This is a genomic window from Methylobacterium durans, assembly GCF_003173715.1.
Classification (GTDB): domain Bacteria; phylum Pseudomonadota; class Alphaproteobacteria; order Rhizobiales; family Beijerinckiaceae; genus Methylobacterium; species Methylobacterium durans.
Genome location: NZ_CP029550.1, coordinates 2361084 through 2378956 on the forward strand (window position 1 = coordinate 2361084; position 17873 = coordinate 2378956).

At 71.3% G+C, this 17873-nt stretch carries 13 protein-coding genes; 7 read left to right on the forward strand and 6 right to left on the reverse strand.

Going from position 1 to position 17873, the window contains the following annotated elements:
- Positions 1 to 26 precede the first annotated feature (26 nt).
- The gene (locus DK389_RS10760) at positions 27 to 2819 is read right to left on the reverse strand and encodes a [protein-PII] uridylyltransferase (RefSeq protein ID WP_109889479.1); all 2793 of its coding nucleotides are present in this window, start codon (positions 2817 to 2819) and stop codon (positions 27 to 29) included.
- Between the two features lie 196 nt (positions 2820 to 3015).
- Between DK389_RS10760 and DK389_RS10765 the strand changes: the two genes are divergently transcribed.
- Together DK389_RS10765 and DK389_RS10770 are read left to right on the forward strand one after the other, a co-directional pair.
- Positions 3016 to 3999 carry an aliphatic sulfonate ABC transporter substrate-binding protein gene (locus DK389_RS10765; protein WP_109896267.1) on the forward strand — a complete coding sequence of 328 codons (984 nt, stop codon included), beginning with the start codon at positions 3016 to 3018 and terminating at the stop codon, positions 3997 to 3999.
- Positions 4000 to 4040: 41 nt separating this feature from the next.
- Positions 4041 to 4889 (forward strand): ABC transporter permease, encoded by an 849-nt coding sequence (locus DK389_RS10770; protein WP_109889481.1) that lies wholly within the window; start codon positions 4041 to 4043, stop codon positions 4887 to 4889.
- A gap of 6 nt (positions 4890 to 4895) precedes the next feature.
- Here DK389_RS10770 and DK389_RS33390 read toward each other — a convergent pair whose 3' ends face one another.
- Positions 4896 to 5072 (reverse strand): hypothetical protein, encoded by a 177-nt coding sequence (locus DK389_RS33390; protein ID WP_194075185.1) that lies wholly within the window; start codon positions 5070 to 5072, stop codon positions 4896 to 4898.
- Between the two features lie 168 nt (positions 5073 to 5240).
- On the opposite strand from DK389_RS33390, the gene DK389_RS10775 reads away from it, so the two are divergent.
- Together DK389_RS10775 and DK389_RS10780 are read left to right on the forward strand one after the other, a co-directional pair.
- A complete protein-coding gene (locus DK389_RS10775; protein WP_109889483.1) occupies positions 5241 to 6008 on the forward strand; it encodes an ABC transporter ATP-binding protein in 768 nt (255 codons plus the stop codon).
- Between the two features lie 71 nt (positions 6009 to 6079).
- Positions 6080 to 6589 carry an OsmC family protein gene (locus DK389_RS10780; protein ID WP_109889485.1) on the forward strand — a complete coding sequence of 170 codons (510 nt, stop codon included), beginning with the start codon at positions 6080 to 6082 and terminating at the stop codon, positions 6587 to 6589.
- 87 nt (positions 6590 to 6676) lie between these two features.
- Here the strand turns inward: DK389_RS10780 and oxlT are convergent, their stop codons facing one another.
- Positions 6677 to 7969, reverse strand: a complete 1293-nt coding sequence (gene oxlT / locus DK389_RS10785) for an oxalate/formate MFS antiporter (protein ID WP_109889486.1) — start codon at positions 7967 to 7969, stop codon at positions 6677 to 6679.
- Between the two features lie 630 nt (positions 7970 to 8599).
- The gene (gene mdoH, locus DK389_RS10790; protein WP_236960805.1) at positions 8600 to 10603 is read right to left on the reverse strand and encodes a glucans biosynthesis glucosyltransferase MdoH; all 2004 of its coding nucleotides are present in this window, start codon (positions 10601 to 10603) and stop codon (positions 8600 to 8602) included.
- 283 nt (positions 10604 to 10886) lie between these two features.
- On the opposite strand from mdoH, the gene DK389_RS10795 reads away from it, so the two are divergent.
- Positions 10887 to 12374: an OpgD/OpgG family glucan biosynthesis protein gene (locus DK389_RS10795; protein WP_109896271.1), complete on the forward strand. Its 1488-nt coding sequence runs from the start codon at positions 10887 to 10889 to the stop codon at positions 12372 to 12374.
- Between the two features lie 3 nt (positions 12375 to 12377).
- On the opposite strand, the gene DK389_RS10800 is transcribed toward DK389_RS10795, so the two are convergent.
- Entirely contained in the window at positions 12378 to 12569 is a 192-nt protein-coding gene (locus tag DK389_RS10800; protein ID WP_109889488.1) for a hypothetical protein, read from the reverse strand.
- A 5-nt stretch (positions 12570 to 12574) separates the two neighbouring features.
- Complete coding sequence (locus DK389_RS10805) at positions 12575 to 13270, reverse strand: GNAT family N-acetyltransferase (protein ID WP_109889490.1); 696 nt, start codon at positions 13268 to 13270, stop codon at positions 12575 to 12577.
- Positions 13271 to 13659: 389 nt separating this feature from the next.
- Between DK389_RS10805 and zapE the strand changes: the two genes are divergently transcribed.
- Together zapE and DK389_RS10815 are read left to right on the forward strand one after the other, a co-directional pair.
- Complete coding sequence (zapE, locus tag DK389_RS10810) at positions 13660 to 14802, forward strand: cell division protein ZapE (protein ID WP_236960952.1); 1143 nt, start codon at positions 13660 to 13662, stop codon at positions 14800 to 14802.
- A 129-nt stretch (positions 14803 to 14931) separates the two neighbouring features.
- Positions 14932 to 17871, forward strand: a complete 2940-nt coding sequence (locus tag DK389_RS10815) for a response regulator (RefSeq protein ID WP_109889493.1) — start codon at positions 14932 to 14934, stop codon at positions 17869 to 17871.
- The last annotated feature ends 2 nt before the right edge of the window (positions 17872 to 17873 follow it).

Sequence of the window (17873 nt, forward strand, 5' to 3'; positions counted from 1 at the left end):
CCCGCGAAATCAACCCGCGGCCGGTCTCAGGCCTCCCGCGGCGGCGGCGCCGCGACGAGCGCCTCCAGGCCCTCCGCCTTGAGGGCCGCCACGTCGCCCGCGAACACCTCCATCACGGCGCTGCGGATCGCGGCCTGCCGGTCCGGCTGGATGACCCGGGTGCCGGTGAGGTCGGTGACGTAGAAGACGTCGACCGCCCGCTCGCCGAAGGTCGCCACGTGCGCCGAGGTGATGTTGAGGGAGAGGCGGCTGAGGGCCGTCGTCAGCTCGTAGAGCAGGCCCGGCCGGTCGAGGCCGGTGATCTCGACCACCGTCTCGCGGCTCGACAGGGCGTTGTCGATGAACACGTCCGGCGGCACCGGGAAGGTCTTGGCGCGGGTGCTCGTCGGGGGGTGCTTGTCGGCCACGAGCTCGGCGATCTTGATCTCGCCCTTGAGCGCCCGCTCGATCGCCGCGGTGATGCGCTTGGCGCGGCGCAACTCGTCCTCGTCCCGCTCGAAGGCGCGGGAGACGAAGATCGAGTCGAGGGCGAAGCCGTCCGTCGTCGTGAAGATCTGCGCGTCCACGATGTTGCCGCCGGCCGCCGCGCAGGCGCCGGTCACGATGGCCAGGAGCCTCGGGTGATCGGGCGAGTAGACGGTGAGTTCCGTGACGCCGCGGACCGGATCGGTCTCGACCTCGGTCGCGACCGTCCGGCCCTCCCCGGTCAGGCGCTTGATGAAGCCTGCGTTCTTGAACTGGCGCACCGCCTCGACCTTGAGCCAGTAAGCTTGGTTGTGGCGGGCGGCATAGGCGTCGAATTCCTCCGAGGACCAGGCCGAGAGCTGCTCGCGGAGCGCCATCTGGATCAGGCGGACCCGGTCCGTGCGCGCGATCTCCGAGTGACCGCCCGAGAGCACCACCTCGGTCTCGTCGTAGAGGGTGCGGATCAGCGTGCCCTTCCAGGCGGTCCAGACGCCGGGCCCGACCGCCGTGATGTCGGCCACCGTCAGGATGGCGAGGAGGCGCAGGCGCTCCAGCGTCTGCACGACGCTCGCGAACTTCTCGATCGTCTTCGGGTCCGAGAGGTCGCGGCTCTGGGCCGTCATCGACATCAGGAGGTGATGCTCCACGAGCCAGGCCACCATCTCGGTCTCGGCCTGGGAGAGGCCGAAGCGCGGCCCGAGCTTCTGGGCGATGGCCGCGCCCGCGATCGAGTGGTCCTCCGGACGCCCCTTGGCGATGTCGTGCAGGAGGATCGCGACGTAGAGGGCGGTGCGGTTGTGGATCGTGCCGATGAGGCGCGAGACGAGGGGGAACTCCTCCTCGGCCCGGCCGGAATCGATCGCCGCCAGCACGCCGAGGGTGCGCAGCAGGTGCTCGTCCACGGTGAAGTGGTGGTACATGTTGAACTGCATCATCGCGACGATGCGGCCGAAATCCGGGATGAAGCGGCCGAGCACGCCCGCCTCGTTCATCTGGCGCAGGATGGTCTCGGGCGAGTTCTTCGAGGTCAGGATGTCGAGGAACAGGCGGTTCGCCTCCTCGTCCGCCCGCAGCGTGGGGTTGATCAGGCGCAGGCTGCGGTTGGCGAGGCGCTTGGCATCCGGGTGAATCGCGAGGTTGTGCCGGTCGGCGAGCCAGAACAGCCGGATCAGGTTGACGGGATCGCGCTCGAAGGCGTCCTCGGCGCGCAGGTTCACCCGGCCGTGGTCGATCCAGAAATCCTCCGCCTCGATGGCGGTCGCCCGGAAACGGTCGCGGAAGCGGCCGATCCAGCGGTCGAGGACCGGTGTTCGCTTGGCGTGGCGCGCCTCGAGTTCCGCACAGACGATGGCAGTGAGGTCACCGACGTCCTTGGCGATCAGGAAATACGCCTTCATGAAGCGCTCGACGCCCGACAGACCGCCGCGCGCACCGAAGCCGATCCGCTCCGCGATCCGCGGCTGCAGCCCGAAGGAGAGGCGCTCCTCCGCCCGGCCCGTGGCGAAGTGCATGTGGCAGCGCACCCGCCACAGGAACTCGTCGCAGCGCTCGAACAGCTTGAACTCCTCGGGCGTGAACAGGCCGGCCGCGACGAGCTCGGCCTGATCGCGCACCCGGTAGGTATATTTCGCGATCCAGAACAGGGTGTTGAGGTCGCGCAGGCCGCCCTTGCCGTCCTTGACGTTCGGCTCGACGAGGTAGCGGGAGGCGCCGGCCTTGGCGACGCGGGCATCGCGCTCACGCAGCTTCGCCTCGACGAACTCGTGGGCCGTGCCCATCACCAGTTCGGCGTCGAAGCGGGTGACGAGTTCCTCGAACAGGCTGCGCGCGCCGAACAGGAAGCGCGCCTCGAGGAGCGCGGTGCGAATCGTCATGTCCGCGCGCCCCTCGCGCAGGCACTCCTCCACCGAGCGCGTGGCGTGGCCGACCTTCAGTTTGAGGTCCCAGAGCACGTAGAGCATCGCCTCGACGACGCTCTCCGACCACGCGGTCTGCTTGTAGGGCAGCAGGAACAGGAGATCGATGTCCGAGCCCGGGGCCATCGTGCCCCGGCCGTAGCCGCCGGTGGCCACCACCGCGAGTTGCTCGCCGGTCGAGGGATTGTCGTTCGGATAGAGGCGCCAGACGACCGCGTCGTGGATCGCCCGCACCACGGCGTCGGTGAGGTTCGACAGGGCCTGCGCGCAGGCGATGCCGTCCCGGTCGCGCAGGAGCTGCTTCTCCGCCTCCTTGTGGCCGCGCTCGATCACGGCGCGCAGCTCCGGCACGAGGATGGCGCGCAGCTTCGTCGGCTCACGGGCCTCGCGATCGAGGTTGTCGAGGACTTTGCTCAGGGCGGCGGCAGCGTCGAACATGCCTATCCCGTTAGCACGTTACGCCGAAGCTGCCAGCGGGCGGAACACGGCGGGAACAGTGGGCTTCTTCTCCCGGGCCCGGAATCCGGAGGGCGTTCTCCTATCCGGAAATTTTGTTTGACGAAACGAACGGAATTGCCTAGCTGATCCGCCTCACGCGCGGGATAATAGGCGCGCTCGGCAGGGGAGATCGATGATGCTGCGCCTCGACCGCAGGACTTTTGCATACACCCTCGGTGCCCTCGCCATCGTCGTCGCGGCCCTGCCCCGGCCCTCTCAGGCGGCCGACGTCAAGGAGGTCCGCCTCGACTGGGCGACCTACAACCCGGTCAGCCTGGTCCTGAAGGAGAAGGGCTTCCTGGAGGAGGCCCTGAAGCCGCAGGGCATCAAGGTGCGCTGGACGCAATCCCTCGGCTCGAACAAGGCGCTCGAATTCCTCAATGGCGGGGCCATCGATTTCGGCTCCTCCGCAGGTGCGGCGGCGCTCCTCGCGCGCATCAACGGCAACCCGATCAAGGTCGTCTACGCCTACTCGCGGCCGGAATGGACCGCGCTGGTCACCCGCAAAGAGACCGGCATCACCAAGGTCGCCGACCTCAAGGGCAAGCGCGTCGCGGTGACCCGCGGCACCGATCCGCACATCTTCCTGATCCGCGCCCTCCAGGGTGCCGGCCTCACCGAGAAGGACGCCAAGCTCGTCCTGCTGCAGCACCCGGACGGACGCACGGCGCTCGACCGCGGCGACGTCGACGCCTGGGCCGGCCTCGATCCGATGATGGCGGCGGCCGAGATCGAGAACGACGACGTGCTGTTCTTCCGCGACGCCAACGCCAACACCTGGGGCGTGCTCGACGTGCGCGAGGACTTCGCCAAGGCGAACCCGGAGCTGGTGCGCACCGTGATCGCGGCCTACGAGAAGGCCCGCGCCTTCGCGATCGCGAATCCGGACGCGCTGAAGAGCGCCCTCGTCGCGGCGACGAAGCTGCCCGACCCGGTGATCGCCCGTCAGATCGAGCGGACGGATCTGAGTCAGCCGAATGTCGGCCCGGTCCAGGCCGAGGCCATCCGCGCCGCCGGCCTCGCCCTGCAGCAGGCCGGAGTGATTCCGGCCGACACGAACGTCGCGGCCGCCGTCGATGGGCTGATCGACCCGCAGTTCAACCCCGGCGCGAAGCCCTGACCGTCTGATCTTTCGCGCCCGCCTGTGGTAGGGCGAGCCGCATGACGGCTCAGACCTTGGCTTCCGAGGGCGCGGCGGCGCCCGTTTCCCCCGCGATCGGCCGCCGCGGCGCCTCGGTCCTCGGGCACGGGGCCCGCACCCTCGTCGGCCTCGCGCTGCCGGTGGCGCTGGCGCTCGGCTGGGAACTGGCGGTCCGATACGGGCTCGCGCAGGGGCGCCTGCTGCCGCCACCGAGCCGGATCGGCGCGGCCCTCTACGAGCTCGCCGCCTCGGGCGAGCTGTGGACCCACGTCACGGCGACCCTTCTGCGCGTCGCCCTCGGCTTCGCCTTCGGGGCGGTGGCGGGCATCCTGGTCGGGGCGCTGACGGGAACGCTGCCCTTCGCGCGCCACCTCCTCGACCCGAGCCTGCAGGCCCTGCGCGCCGTCCCCTCGCTCGCCTGGGTCCCCCTGTTCATCCTCTGGTTAGGGATTCTGGAAACGCCGAAGATCGCACTCATCGCGGTCGGGGTGTTCTTCCCGGTCTACGTGGGCGTCGCCGGCGCCATCGCCTCGGTCGACCGCAAGCTCGTGGAGGTGGGTCGGATCTTCCGCCTCTCGAAGACGGCGCTGGCGCGCCGCATCCTGCTGCCGGCCGTGCTGCCGGCGACCCTGGTGTCGCTGCGCACGGGCCTCGGCCTCGGCTTCCTGTTCGTGGTGGCGGCCGAGTTGATGGGCGCGTCGGAGGGCCTCGGCTACCTCCTCGTCGACGGTCAGCAATTCAGCAAGCCGGATCAGATCCTCGCCGCGATCATCGCCTTCGCGATCCTCGGCAAGCTCGCCGACGCAACGCTCGTCGCGCTCACCCGGCCGCTGATCCGCTGGCAGGACACGGCCCGTGACAGCCTCTGACCGGGGTCAGGCCTCGGGTTCTTCCCGCTCCTCCTCGTGCTCGGAGGCGGCATTCGGCTCACGCCGCTGCGGGCGGATCGTCTCCACCGGGGGAAACAGTTCGGCGAGCCCCTTGGCGACCCCATACAGGACCGGGTCCGAGGCCGGACCTGCGTGGGGTGGGTTGAAATCGCTCCGGACCATGGTGAAACCGTCTCCCGCGACACGCCTTTCCCGCAGCCGCTCACTCTCGTTTCATCGAAGTGCGGCCCGTCGCCGCACGAGCATGACAATGCGCCGAGAAATATTTCGTTTCATGGACACGTCACGGAATGCGATGCGATCGCGCGATCCGGCAGCCGGAGGCCACCCGTGCTGACCGTCGCGGATCTGTCCAAGACCTACGCCGACGGCACGCAAGCGCTCTCGAACATCGGCCTCGATGTGCCAGCCGGCGAGATCGTCGCCCTGATCGGCGGCTCGGGCTGCGGCAAGACCACGCTTCTGCGGCTCGTCGCCGGCCTCGACCGGGCGAGTTCCGGCCAGATCCGGCTCGACGGCGAGGCGATCACGGCCCCGCATCCCGGCGTCGGCCTCGTCTTCCAGGAATCGCGCCTGCTGCCCTGGCTGAGCGTCGCCGACAATGTCGGCTTCGGCCTCGCGCATCTGCCGGCCGGCGAGCGCCGGGCCCGGATCGCGCACGCGCTGGAGCGGGTGGGGCTCGCCGAGCATGCGCGGCGCTGGCCGCGGGAACTCTCGGGCGGGCAGCAGCAGCGGGTCTCGATCGCTCGCGCCTTCGTGGCGAACCCGCGGGTGCTCCTCCTCGACGAGCCCTTCTCAGCCCTCGACGCCTTCACCCGGCGCGACCTGCACCGGCACCTCCTCGCCCTGTGGGACGAGGTGCGTCCGACGGTGCTCATCGTCACCCACGATGTCGGCGAGGCGGTGGCTCTGGCCGACCGGGCCGTGGTGATGCGCCCGAAGCCCGGCCGCCTCGACGAGACGGTGCCGCTGCCCCTGCCGCGCCCGCGCGACCCGGCCGCCCCCCAGAGCGAAGCCGCCGCGCGAAAGATCCTCGCGGCCCTCGACCGCTCCCTGCGCCCGGCCGAGGCCGCCCCGCAGAACGCGAACTGGTGGTAGGGCGCCGCTGGCCGAGCGGGCCGGGGCAGGCTAGACCGCGGGCCTTGGTCGACCAGAACGAGGAAACACCCATGGACGCCACCGCCCTGCGCGCACTCCAGGCTCCGCTGAAGGATCAATACCGCAGCACGCCCGATGACGCCGTGATCACCCTGAAGGCCAAGGGCTCCCTCGACGACACCAGCATCGCCTGCAAGGTCGAGACCGGCCGCGCGCTTGCCGTCGCGGGCCTGCACCCGGCCACCGGCGGTTCCGGTGCGGAGCTGTGCTCGGGCGACATGCTGCTCGAGGCCCTCGTCGCCTGCGCGGGCGTGACCCTGAAGGCTGTCGCGACCGCCCTGGAGATCCCGCTGCGCGCCGGCACCGTCTCGGCGGAGGGCGACCTCGATTTCCGCGGGACGCTCGGCGTCGACAAGGAGGCGCCGGTGGGCTTCCGCGCCATCCGCCTCGCCTTCCAGCTCGACACGGACGCGCCGCAGGAGAAGCTCGACCAGCTCCTCAAGCTGACGGAGCGCTACTGCGTGGTCTTCCAGACCCTGAACCACCGGCCGGAACTGGCCGTGAGCGCGGGCAAGGCCTGACGCGACCCCGAACCCGGACACGAAACGACGAAGGGGGCGGGATGTAGGCCATGCCGCCCCCTTCGCGTGTCGGGCCGTTGCGGTCGCTCAGACCATCGCCGGCTTCGCGAGCGCCGCATGCTCGGCCGGCCGCGAGGCGCCGAGCCACGAGCGCCGCATCGGCTTCAGCACGAAGAAGGCCAGCACCGCGGTCAGCAGATCGAGAGCGATGGCGATGCCGAAGACCGGGATCCAGTTTCCTGCCGCGTCGTGGATCAGCGCTGCGACCGGGCCGCCGAGCAGCGAGCCGACGCCCTGGGCCATGTAGAGGAAGCCGTAATTCGTGGTCGCGTGCTTGGTCCCGAACGTGTCGGTGAGGATCGAGGGGAACAGCGAGAAGATCTCACCCCAGGCGAAGAACACCAGCCCCGAGAGGAGGGCGAAGGCGTAGGCGTTCTGCCGGTAGTAGAGCAGCAGGCAGATCGCGCAGGCCTCGAGGGCGAATGCGATCGCCATCGTGTTCTCGCGGCCGATATGGTCCGAGACCCAGCCGAAGAAGGGCCGGGTCAGGCCGTTCGTGACGCGGTCGAAGGTGAGCGCGAAGGGCAGGGCCGCGAAGGCGACGCCGAAGAAGATCAGCGTCTCGTCCGCCACGCCGAACTCGCGGGCGAAGTTGGCGAAGTTCGCGACAACCATCAGGCCGCCCGTCGACATCATCGCCATCATGCCGAACATCAGCCAGAACAGCGGCGTGCGCAGCATGGCCTTCGGCGCCGTGTCCCCGGCCGCCGTGATCACCTTCGTGTCCGGCAGCGCCTCCATCTCGCCGGGGCGCGGGGCGCGCAGGCCGAGCGCCGCGATGAGGCCGACGGCCCCGAGGACGAGGCCGAACACGAGCAGCGTGTGGCGGAAGTCGGTCGCCGCCATCAGGTTGGTGATCGGGAAGGTCGTGATCATCGCGCCCATGCCGTAGCCGGCCGCCACCACGCCCACCGCGAAGCCCCGCCGATCGGGGAACCAGCGCACCATCAGGCCGACGATGCCGACATAGACGATGCCGGTGCCGAGCCCGCAGAGGAGGCCGTAGGTGGCGTAGAGAGCGAGCAGGCTCTCGGCATAGGAGGCGGCGACCCAGCCGGCACCGCTCAGAAGAGCGCCGAGCGCGATCATCAGCTTCGGGCTGAACCGATCGATCAGCCAGCCCTGGACCGGCGAGAAGAAGGTCTGCAGCACGATCACCAGCGTGAAGGTGACCTGGACGGCGGCCAGCGACGCGCCCGTCGTCGTTTGGAAGGGTTTGACGAACAGGGTCCAGACATATTGCGGGCTGGAGATCGTCATCATGACGATCAATCCAAGCAGAAGTTGTATCCAGCGGCGGGACGAGGTTGTTGTATCCATTATGCGCTCCTTGCGATTGCAGGCGTTAGCAACGTCCGTGCCAGGGAAGTGCCGCGTTGACGCCCGCAGAAGCTGGCGAGATCAGGCTCGGAGCCGTTCCGGTCCTGAGCCGGAGCGTCGAAGACGATCGCCAGGAGGCGTGGGCGTGTCGCGATGGATGAAGCGATCTCGCGACGGGCGCGCGTCTTCGCGCGTCCTGAAATACATCCTCCCGATCGGATTTCGGGGTTGGTCGACGCGATAACAGCAGATGGAGCTGGTGCTTCGCAAGTCCGAAGACCTGGGCTCTGCCCGCGAAACCTCGCGAGGCCCGGTCGCCTGCTTCCCCTCTCGGAGCATTCGGTTCTTCGCTGAAGGATCCCGGCGGTCGATGTTCGCGATGCTGGAGGCTCAGCGACCGGCCGAACCTCTCATCCCTGCACGACGCTGGCGGAGGAGCCGTCCGGCCTGCCTCCCGCCGCTCGAATGCCGATGCGCCTGCCTAAGGACGTGGCAGGATCGGCAACCCAGCCTCGTCGCTGCGTGCCTACGGACATTGCTTCGGCGAGCGCCCCCGAGGCACCCCGATGCAGCCTCAGGCAGCGCGGCAGGTGCGGAAGCAGGCACGAGGGTACGGCCTCGGCCCAGCCTTCAAGCTTCCTCGGTGGCGAGGCAGACGCGGGCCTGCGTTTCCCGCGCGGCCGGAGCCGACGCCAGCGGCGCGGAGCGGCTCTGAGCGAGGTCGGCGAGTTCCGGGGCCTGATCGGTGTCGTCGACGGTCAGGAACAGACCGCGCGCCCGGGCGAGGCGGCCGAGATCGGCCCGGCTCGTCAGCACGCTGTGGGCCGGGCTCGTGATCAGCGCAACGGCGAGCGGCGCCATCCAGAGGGCGAGCCAGACATCACCCGCCAGCGCGAGGCCGAGGGCGAGCGCGGCGCCGACGATTACCGCGTCGGCCTGCAGACGGAAGGCCTCCGACCACGGCACGTGGCGGTCGTCGCGCGCCTGGGAATCCCAGCGCACCACGCGGCCGGCGAAGGTTGAGAGCACGGCGCCCGCGGTGAACAGGGTCATCACCGGCCAGAGCAGCACCCAGACCACCTGCTCCAGGGCCGCGCTCTTGAGGAGCGAGGCCGTGCCGCCGAAGGACGCGCGCCGTTCGGCCGAGGCCAGCACGTGGCCGAGGCACAGGAGCTTCGGCAGCGCCAGCACCGCGACGCAGAGGGCGGCGAGCGCGTGGGCGGCCGCGCCCGGTCCGGTCAACCCGTAGGCGAGGAGGCCGAGATCGCCGGTCCTGCCGGCCAGCAGCGTGCCGGCCGCAAGGAACGCGATCCAGAGCGGCAGCACGCCGTAGGACAGGATGCCGACGAGGAGGTGCCAGCGGCTCGCGGCGACGAGCCCCGGCATCGGCACGACGCGCATGTGCTGCAGGTTACCCTGGCACCAGCGGCGCTCGCGGCCGAGCAGGTCGACGAGGTTCGTCGGCATCTCCTCCCAGGTGCCGCCCATCTCCGGCAGCAGGCGCACCTCCCAGCCGGCCCGGCGCAGGAACGCGCCCTCGACGATGTCGTGGCAGAGGATCTCGCCGCCGAGCGGTGCCTTGCCGGGCAGGACGGGCAATTGCGCGTTGTCGGCGAACGCCTCGATACGCAGGATCGCGTTGTGGCCCCAGTAGCTGCCGTCCGGCCCCTGCCAGGTCTCCAGGCAGCGCAGCGCCAGCGGCGCGTAGAGCCGCACGGCGAATTGCTGGATGCGGGCGAACAGGGTGTCGCGGCCGGCCGCGTAGGACACGGTCTGGATGAGGCCGACCCGGGGGCTCTCCTCCATCAACCGCACGAGGCGGCGCATGGCCTGTCCGGTCATCAGGCTGTCGGCGTCGAGCACGATCATGTAGTCGTATTCGTGCCCGTGGGACTCGCAGAACTCGGCGATGTTGCCGGCCTTGCGACCGACATTCTCGCGCCGCCGCCGGTAGCGGATCTGCGGCAGGCCAGGCCCGTTCGCCCGGCGCCACGCCTCGATGCGGGCGAACTCGTGCTCCTCCACGGCCGCGATGGCGCCGTCGCGGGTGTCGGAAAGGACGAAGATGTCGATGTCGGAGCCGCTGCCGCCCTCGCGGGCGAGCGAGCGCGCCATGACGCGCAACGCCGCGAACACGGCGACCGCGTCCTCGGCGTGAATCGCGACGACGGCCGCGGTGCGGCTGAGGCCGGTGGGGCGGGCCGGCACGGATTCGGAGCGCCGCTCCAGGGCGGATCTCGCCCGGTCGCCGAGCACGGCCGCGATCAGGCCGTAGAGATACTGCCACGCGACGAAGGATTGCCACGCCATCACGAGGCCGAACAGCACCAGCACGGTCCCGGCGAGCCAGCCCGTGGGCGGGCCGTAGGCGGCGAATGCGAGGGCCGCGATGGCGAGCCCAGTCGCCAGCGAGGGCAGCGCCAGGGCAAGGCGACGCCAGCGCAAGGGCGCGCGGCCGCCGGCGTGCCACGCCTCCCGGGTCTCCGCGACCTCCGCCGTCAGTTCGGCCGGCAGCGGCTTGGACGCGTCCGACTTGGCCGTGCCCGACTTGGCGGGCGCGGGCTCGGCCGCCGAAACCATGTCCGGCAGGATTTCGACCGCCGGGTCCTCGTGCGACAACGGTGTGGTGGACATGGGGGGCGTGGAACTCGAGCGAGGAGGGACACCGACCACCCGTCACCGGAGACCCGAGAGGCCGATGAGCGAGCGCACCGAGAGACGCGACATTGAACCGGGACCGGCCGAGCCGACCGACCCCAGCCCCGGCGAACCCGCCGCGCTCTCCCGCCGCCATCTCCTTCGATCGGGGCTTCGGACGGGCTTGACCGCGGCTGCCGGCACGATCCTACCTAGCGCCTTCGACCTGAATGTCGCCAGAACGATGGCGGGCGAGGCCGTTCAGCCGGCGGCCGCGCCGATGACCTTCGAGGCACTGGGCACCCGGGCCGGAGCCCTCGCTGCCGCCCCCTACCGGCCGCCGGCCAACGATCTGCCGCCGGCGCTCGCCGCGCTCAGCTACGACGGCTACCGCGCCATCACCTTCAGGCCCGGCGAGAGCCTGCGCCTCGGCAACCTGTTCTCGGCGCAGCTCTTCCACCGGGGCTTCCTGCAGAGGAAGAGGGTCGACCTGTTCGTGCAGCCCCGCCAGGGGCCGCCGCAGCCCGTCGTCTACGCGAGCCGCCTGTTCGACCTCGGGCGCGGGCTCGCCGGTGCGAGCTTCCCGAGCGATCTCGGGTTCGCGGGCTTCCGCCTGCACTACGCCTTCGACCGGGCGCGACCGCAGGCCCAGGAGGAGTTCCTCGTCTTCCTCGGTGCCTCCTACTTCCGGCTGCGGGGCCTGGGCCAGGAATACGGGCTCTCGGCGCGGGCGGCCGCGATCGGCACCGGCCTGCCGGCGCCAGAGGAGTTCCCGGATTTCGTGGCCCATTGGATCTGCGAGCCGGAGGAGGGCGCGCGCGCGATCACGGTCCTGTCGCTGCTCGACAGCCCGAGCCTCGCGGGCGCCTACCGCTTCGTCGTCGAGCCCGGCGACCCGTCCCGCATCGCCGTCTCCGCCGCGCTCCACCCGCGCCGCCCGATCGAGCGGCTCGGCCTCGCGCCGCTGACGAGCATGTTCGTCCACGGGCAGAACGGGCCGGGCGCCCGCGGAGCGGACGGCTTCGACGATTTCCGGCCCCAAGTGCACGATTCGGACGGGCTCGCGGTCGAGACGCCGGGCGACCGGCTCTGGCGGCCTCTCGTCAACGGGCGGCGGGCGCCGCAGGTCTCGGCCTTCCGCGCCGAGCCGCTGAAAGGTTTCGGTCTGCTCCAGCGGGAGCGGAGCTTTGCCGCCTATCTCGACGTGCAGGCCCGCCACGAATCGCGGCCCGGCCTCTGGGTAGAGCCGGCCAGGGACGAGGCGGCGGGCGGAGCCTTCGCGGCGGGCGAGGTCCAACTCTTCGAGATCCCGTCCCGCGAGGAGTACATGGACAACATCGTGGCGGCCTTCGTGCCGCGCGAGCCCGCGGCGCCCGGCCGGCCGCTCGCCCTCGCCTACGGGCTGACGACGGTCGGGGCGGAGCCGGCGCCCGGCATGCCGGGCCATCTCGCCCGGGTCGTCTCGACGCGGGTCGGCTCGGCCGAGCGCCTGCGCCCGACGAACCCGCCGAGCCCCGTCCGGCGCCTCTACGTGGTGGATTTCGAGGGGCCCGGCCTCGCGGGCGCCTCCGGCATCACGGCCGACGTCTCGGCGAGCGCCGGCACGATGGTCGATCCCGTCACCGAGCCGGTGCCTCAGACGGGCGGCTGGCGCCTCTACGTGGAGTGGCGACCGCCCGCCGAGATGCCGCCGGGCGACGTGGTGCTGCGTGCCCACCTCGTGCGCGGCGGCGCCAAGATCAGCGAAACCTGGGACGCGGTGGCGTGATGCTCAGGCGCCGCGGCGCTCGCGCTCCAGGCGCTTGCGCAGGCGGCTCGCGCCGTAGGCTTCGGCCAGTTCGCGGCGCGCCGCGCTGACCGGCGCCGCCTGCCGCTCGGAGCGGGCGGCGGCGATGACGCGCAACGTCGCGTCGACGGAGCGCTCCAGGCGGCCCACGGCCGCCGAGGCATCGGTGTCGAGCATGGATGTCAGCCCCTCGTGCGGGCGCCCTCTGGCGGGGCGGCCCTGAGCCACCATCGCGGAGGCCTCGGGCCGGAAGAAGGCAGCTTGAGCGTTCGAGCGCTACGATGCCTCCCGCCACGTCCCCGGCCGGCCGCCGCGAAAGCGAGCGTCAGGTCGAAAGCCTCGGCGATGCCCTCGTGCCAGAGGGAGAAGGGCGTCGGGCGCGCGAGATGAAGGGCCCCCTCCGTCTCGGGGCCGGCCGGGCGCAGATCGGCGCCGAGCTTGGCCGCGAGGCCCCGCATCGGGCCGTTCCGGGTCAGGCAGCGCACATGCAGGTCGCTGACGCCGCGATTGCGGGCTGCATCGGCGATCCGGGCGAACAGGGCCGAACCGAGGCCGGTGCGGCGGAAGTCGCGCTCGACCGCGAAGGCGGCCTCCGCCTCCGGACCCAGGATCATGCCGGGCGGGGGCGGGCCCGCGGGCCGCAATTCGCCGAGGCCGCGCAGCATTCCGTCCTTGAACGCGCCGAACATCAATCCCTCGGCCCTCACCGAGCGCTCGGCATAGGCGCGCACGCCCGCCGCGCTCACTGCGCCCATGAAGCGCCCGGCCCGGGTCTCGGGATCGAGCCGCAGGAAGTAATCGACGATGGCCGCGCGGTCGCTCGGCCAGAGGCGCCGGACATGGAATTGTCCGGTCGCTGGAAGATGGGGCAGTGCCATGCCGGTCTCCGGTCGGTTTGCGCGAGGCACGCGCTGCAGATCCGGACGAAACCTCCCTCAAGGCCGAGCTGAATTGGCATGGGCGAATACATTGTGCAATGCAGCAAAACGACCTACCCCGCCGGCACCAGGGCCGCCATGCGTGGGTTGGATGGAACCGGGTGTCACCTGTCACCGATCCCAGCGTGAGCGGGCTTGATCCGGGCGTGGACCCGCGGCAGACCGGGCCGGCTCCCGTTCATCTCGCGCCCGCCATCGTTTCCGTGAGGTGAGGCTCCGGCTCGAACGCGCGAGGTGACCTTGTCCAGTCAGGCATCCGGCCCTGCCCCGTCGCCCGAGGTGCGCGCCGGCGCCCTCCCCGGGGCCCGGTCCACGAGCGCTACGAGGCGCTGGTGGCCTCCGGCGCCATTGAGCGCGATCCGGCGCAGATCCGCCTCGTGCGCGCCCTCGACGGACTCCTTCAGGATCTCGAGCGGCGGCGCCGGGCCAAGAAAGGCAGCGCGCTCGGCTGGCTGTTCGGCCGCAAGGACGATGCGGGCGGGCCGCCGAAGGGGCTCTACATCTGGGGCTCGGTCGGCCGCGGCAAGACCATGCTGATGGATCTCTTCCACGAGGCGGCGCCGGGGCCGAAGCGGCGGGTCCACTTCCACGGCTTCCTCGCGGATGCGCACGAGCGCATTCATGCCTACCGCCAAGCCTTGAAGCGGGGCGAGGTGAAGGGCGACGATCCGATTCCGCCGGTGGCCGAGGCGCTCGCAGCGGAGGCGAAGCTCCTCTGCTTCGACGAGTTCACGGTGACCGACATCGCCGATGCGATGATCCTCGGGCGCCTGTTCGGCGCCCTGTTCCGTCACGGCGTCACCGTGGTGGCGACTTCCAACGTCGAGCCGGACCGGCTCTACGAGGGCGGCCTCAACCGCGCCCTGTTCCTGCCCTTCGTCGCGGAGCTGACGGAGCGCGTGGCGGTGTTGCGCCTCGATGCGCGCACGGATTTCCGCCTGGAGAAGCTCGGCGGCGCCTCGGTCTACCACGTGCCGGCGGACGGGGCGGCGCGGGCGGCCCTCGACCGGGCCTTCAAGGGACTGACCGGCAAGGCGAAGGGGCGAGCCGCCACGATCCGGGTGAAGGGGCGCGACGTCGCGGTGCCCGAGGAGGCGGCCGGCGTCGCCCGCTTCGGCTTCGCCGACCTCTGCGCGCAGCCGCTGGGCGCCTCCGACTACATGGCGCTCGCCAGCACCTTCCACACGCTGATCGTCGAGGGCATCCCCGTGATGGGGGAGGCGCAACGCAACGAGGCCAAGCGCTTCATCACGCTCGTCGACACACTCTACGACGCCCATGTGAAGCTCGTGGCCTCCGCCGAGGCCGAGGCGCGGGACCTCTACCCGGTCACGGAGGGCCGCGAGGCCTTCGAGTTCGACCGCACGGTCTCCCGCCTCATCGAGATGCGCTCCTCCGAGTACCTCGCCCTGCCGCACGGGCGCGGCGACTCCGAGGCGACAGGGGCGAGCACCGGCCTCGTCGAGACCTGAGCGGGGGCTGGGGAGCGGCAAATTGGGCCCGGGCTCAGCCTTGGCAAGCCGGGCCGGCGGCGCATTTACCAGCGCTCGCCCTCTTCCCGGCCGCGTCCGGCCCTCCCCGCCAGGATCCTGAAAGTCCCGATGAACGTGCCGATCGCCGCGCTACGCCGCTGGACCTGGCGCGGGACCCCCGGCCGGAGCGGGTGGCTCGGTGCGCCGCTGGCCTTCGGGCTCCTCGCGCTCGCCCTCGTGGCCGGCTTCTGGAACTACCTCGCCGGCGAGGCGCGGCGGGCGGAGGTGGAACGCGGCACCGGCACCATCGCGGGCGTGGAGCGCCTGCTCTCCTCGGTGAAGGATCTGGAGACCGGCGAGCGGGGCTACGTCATCGTCGGGGGCGAGCGCTACCTCGCCACCTACACGGCGTCGCTCGGCGCCATCGACGCGCGGCTCGCCGCGCTGGGAGCCACCGCCGCCGCGCCGGGGCGGGACGCGGCGACGGGCGGAAAGTCGCTCGCCACCCTGGTCGCCGAGAAGCGCGATTTCGCCGCCCGGGTCGTGGCCCTGCGCACGGAGCAGGGGTTCGAGGCGGCCACCGCCCTCGTGCGCACCGAGGAGGGCAAGCGGATCATGGATGCGATCCGGGCCGAGTCCGCCGCGATCCAGGCGGAGACCGGCCGCCGCATCGAGGGCATTCAGGACCGGGACCGCCTGCGCGCGCTCCTCCTCTCCCTCGTCAGCGGACTGTCGGCGCTCGGCGCGATCGTGCTCCTCGCCCGCCTCGCCCTGGTGCGGCGCCGCGAGTCGCTGCGCATGACGCGCCTCCTCGACGGAGTGCTGGCCAACGCCCCCGTCGGCCTCGGCTTCCTCGACCGGGACCTCAAGATCCGCCACATGAACCGGGCGCTCGCCACCATGAGCGAGCGCGGCTTCGGGGCCGATCTCGGGGCGCCGATCTGGGCGATGCTGCCGACGCTCCGGGAAGAGCTCGCCCCGAAGCTCGCCGCCGCCCTGCAGGAGGGCCTCGTCACGCCCGACGTGCCGGTGGCGGTTCCGGCGCCGAGCGCGCCGGGCGGCGTCCGCCACTTCTCGATGAGCTTCTATCCGCTGCGCGGCGCGGCGCACGAGCGGGACGTCGAGGGCGTCGGCCTCGTCGTCCTCGACGAGACGATCCGGCGGATGGCGCAGGAGCGCCTGGCTCGCAGCGAGGAGCGCTTCCGCTCCCTCATCGAGGCCTCCGCCGCGATCGTCTGGACCGCCGATCCCGAGGGCAACCTGCACCCGCGCCAGACCGCCTGGGCCCGCTTCACGGGTCAGGACGAGGCGGCCTATGCGGGGCTCGGCTTCCTCGACGCCGTCCACCCGGACGACCGTGCCCACACCCGTGCCGCCTGGGCCCACGCGGTGCAGACCCTCACCCCCTACGAGACCGAGCACCGCCTGCGCCGCCGGGACGGCGCCGACCGCCACATGAGCGTGCGCGCCGTGCCGATCCTGGAGGAAGGCGGCACCCTGCGGGAATGGGTCGGCACACACGCCGACATCACCGAGCGCAAGGAGGCCGAGGCGCAGATCGCCGCTGCTAAGGAGGCTGCCGAGGAGGCGAACCGGGCGAAGAGTCAGTTCCTCGCCAACATGAGCCACGAGCTGCGCACGCCCCTCTCGGCGGTCATCGGCTATTCCGAGATGCTGCAGGAGGAGCTGGAGGATCTCGGCGAGCCCGCTCTGATCGCCGACATGCGCAAGATCGAGTCGAACGCCCGCCACCTCCTCGGCCTCATCAACGACGTCCTCGACCTCTCGAAGATCGAGGCCGAGCGCGTCGAGATCTTCGCAGAGGATTTCTCGGTCGCCGAGGTGGTCGAGGAGGTCGCCGCCACCGTCGAGGGCTTGGTCGAGAAGAAGGGCAACCGGCTGAACCTGACGGTCGCCGGCGAGATCGGCACGGCCCACACCGACGTGACGAAGCTGCGCCAGTGCCTGATCAACCTCCTCAGCAACGCGGCGAAGTTCACGCAGGGCGGGGAGATCTCGCTCGCGGTCGCGCGGGAGGCGGACGACACGCTCCGCTTCACCGTCACCGACACCGGCATCGGCATGAACCCGGAGCAGGTCGGCCGTCTGTTCGAGCGTTTCGTCCAGGCCGACGCCTCGACCACCCGCCGCTTCGGCGGCACGGGGCTCGGCCTCTCGATCACCCGCGCCTTCGCGCACATGCTCGGCGGCGACATCGCGGTCGAGAGCCGGGAGGGCGAGGGCACCCGCTTCACCCTGAGCCTGCCTGCCCGCTACGTCCCGCCCGCCGAGGAGGCGCCCCTGCCCGCGCCGGCCGGGAGCGGCGAGGGCGCCGGCATCCTCGTCATCGACGATGACGCCGCGACCCGCGATCTCCTCGCCCGCTTCCTGGAGCGCGACGGCTTCCGGGTCGCCACAGCAAGCGACGGCCGGACGGGCCTGGAGCGCGCCAGGAGCCTGCGCCCCCGCGCCATCCTCCTCGACGTCACCATGCCTCACATGGACGGCTGGTCGGTGCTGCGGGCGCTGCGCGCCGACCCGGACCTCGGGGCGACGCCGATCATCATGGTCACGGTGCTCGACGAGGAGACCCTCGCCTTCTCCCTCGGCGCCACCGACTACCTGCACAAGCCGATCGAGTGGGACCACCTGAAGGCGGTCACCGACCGCTTCCGGCCCGGCCCCGGCGGCGGCCCGATCCTCGTCGTGGACGACGACGCGGATGCCCGCGAGCGGCTGGCCGCCTACCTGACCCGCGAGAACCTTCCCGTGCGCACGGCCGAGCACGGCGGCACCGCGCTGACCGCCGTGGCGGCCGAGAAGCCGGGCCTGATCCTGCTCGACCTGATGATGCCGGAGGTGGACGGCTTCGCCTTCCTGCGCCGCCTGCGCGCCCGGGCCGATTGGCGCGACATCCCCATCGTGGTTCTCACCGCCAAGGACATCACCGCCGAGGATCGCCGCCGCCTCGCGGGACAAGCGGACCGTGTGATCGCCAAGGGCTCGCTGAGCCTCGCGGATCTGGCGCGGGAGGTGCGGGAACTCGTGGGGGGCGAGGCGGCGGCGTAGCG